Origin of the sequence: Streptomyces sp. NPDC051286 (assembly GCF_044455345.1) — a bacterium.
Taxonomy (GTDB): Bacteria; Actinomycetota; Actinomycetes; order Streptomycetales; family Streptomycetaceae; genus Streptomyces.
Map to the genome: position 1 here is coordinate 1 of NZ_JBITER010000142.1, position 1997 is coordinate 1997.

Consider the following 1997-nt stretch of genomic DNA (forward strand, 5'->3'; position numbering starts at 1 on the left):
CCGCTGGTGGGGCAGGCGGCGGTGATCGCGCGGGAGGACGTGCCGGGAGACCGGCGGCTGGTCGCGTATGTCGTCCCCGCCGACACGGACACGGATATCGAGGCACTGCCCGAGGTGGTGCGGGGCTTCGTCGCGGAACGTCTGCCGGACTACATGGTGCCGTCCGCGGTCGTCGTCCTGGACGTCTTGCCGCTGACCGTGAACGGAAAGGTGGACCGCAAGGCACTGCCGGCTCCCGAACACGCGGGTGTGGGCGGGACCGGCCGGGAACCGGCCACTCCGCAGGAGGAACTCCTCTGCGGAGTCTTCGCGCAGGTACTCGGGCTGGAGAAGGTCGGAGTCGACGACGACTTCTTCGAGCTCGGCGGCCACTCACTGCTGGCCGTGCGAGTGGTCAGCCTGGTCCGCGCGAAGTTGGGTGTGGAGCTGCCGCTGCGGGTGCTGCTTGATGCGCCGACCGTGGCCGAGCTCGCACAGCAGATCGGAAAACAAAAGTCAGCCAGGCCGGCGCTGCGGCCGATGCGCAAGCAGGAGGAGTTCTGATGATTCCGTTGTCGTTCGCACAGCGGCGGCTGTGGTTCCTCGGTCAGCTGGAGGGGCCGAGCGCCACGTACAACATTCCGATGGCGCTGCCCCTGACCGGCACGGTGGACCGGGATGCGCTCGGTGCGGCCCTGCGGGACGTCATGGGCCGGCACGAGGTGCTGCGCACCACGTTCCCCGTCGCGGACGGCGAGCCGTACCAGCGCATCCTCCGCCTCGAGGACCTGGAGTGGGAGCTCCAGACGGTGGAGCTGGAAACGGAGGAGCTGGCCGAGGCGACCGCCTCAGCCTCCCGGTACGCCTTCGACCTCGCAGAGGAAGTGCCCTTCCGGGCCTGGCTGTTCACGACGACACCGGACCAGCACGTCCTGCTGGTGCTCCTGCACCACATCGCGGGCGACGGCTGGTCGCGTGGACCGCTGGCCCGGGACCTGTCGGCGGCGTACGAGGCGCGGCGCGCGGACCGGGCGCCCGACTGGGAGCCGCTCCCTGTCCAGTACGCCGACTATGCGCTCTGGCAGCGCGAGGTACTGGGCGACGACCAGGACCCGGAGAGCCTGCTGTCCCGTCAGATTGCCTACTGGCGCAAAGCCCTGGCGGGGGCTCCCGAGGAGCTGGCGCTGCCGCACGATCGTCCGCGTCCCGTGGTGGCCGGTTACGACGGCCACACCGTGCCGCTGGACATTCCGGCGGACGTGCACGCGAGGCTGGTCGAGCTGGCCCGGGCCGAGGACGTCACCGTGTTCATGGTGCTCCAGGCCGCGCTCGCCGTGCTGCTGTCCCGGCTCGGCGCGGGCACCGACATTTCGATCGGTGTCGCCGTGGCCGGACGGACCGATGTGGCGCTGGACGACCTCGTCGGATTCTTCGTCAACACACTCGTCCTGCGCACGGACCTCTCCGGTGACCCGACGTTCAACGAGCTCCTGGCGCGGGTGCGGGACGTCGGATGGGAGGCCTTCGCCCACCAGGACGTGCCCTTCGAGCGGCTGGTGGAGGAACTCAGCCCCACCCGCTCGCTGGCCCGTCACCCGCTGTTCCAGGTCATGCTGTCCGTGGAGAACAACGCGCAGGCCGAGGTCGACCTGCCGGGTGTACGAGCTGGTGGGATGCCCGGGACACCGGCGCAACTGCCGACGGGCACCTCCGCGGCGAAGTTCGACGTCGAAGTGAACATGGGGGAGTCGTACGACTCCACAGGCGCACCGGCCGGCCTGCGCGGTGTACTGATCCTGTCGGCCGACCTGTTCGACGCCGACAGTGCGCAGCGGCTGGCCCGGCGCTGGAGCCGAGTGCTGGAACTGCTGGGCGCCGAGCCGGAAACCAGGCTGGCCGCGGTGGACGTCCTCGAGGCGGACGAGCGTCGTCGGTTGTTGGTGGAGTGGAATGACACGGGTGCGGTGGTTGAGGGGGTGACGCTGCCGGGGTTGTTCGAGGCGCAGGTGGTGCGGACG

2 protein-coding genes are annotated in these 1997 nt (G+C 70.0%); both read left to right on the forward strand.

Annotation, left to right across the window (positions count from 1 at the left end; translation table 11 throughout):
* A partial coding sequence (locus ACIBB8_RS37805) for a phosphopantetheine-binding protein (RefSeq protein ID WP_398959930.1) occupies positions 1-543 on the forward strand: 543 nt, incomplete at its 5' end.
* On the forward strand, positions 543-1997 hold a 1455-nt coding region (locus tag ACIBB8_RS37810), incomplete at its 3' end, for a condensation domain-containing protein (RefSeq protein ID WP_398959932.1). The genes ACIBB8_RS37805 and ACIBB8_RS37810, both read left to right, overlap by 1 nt.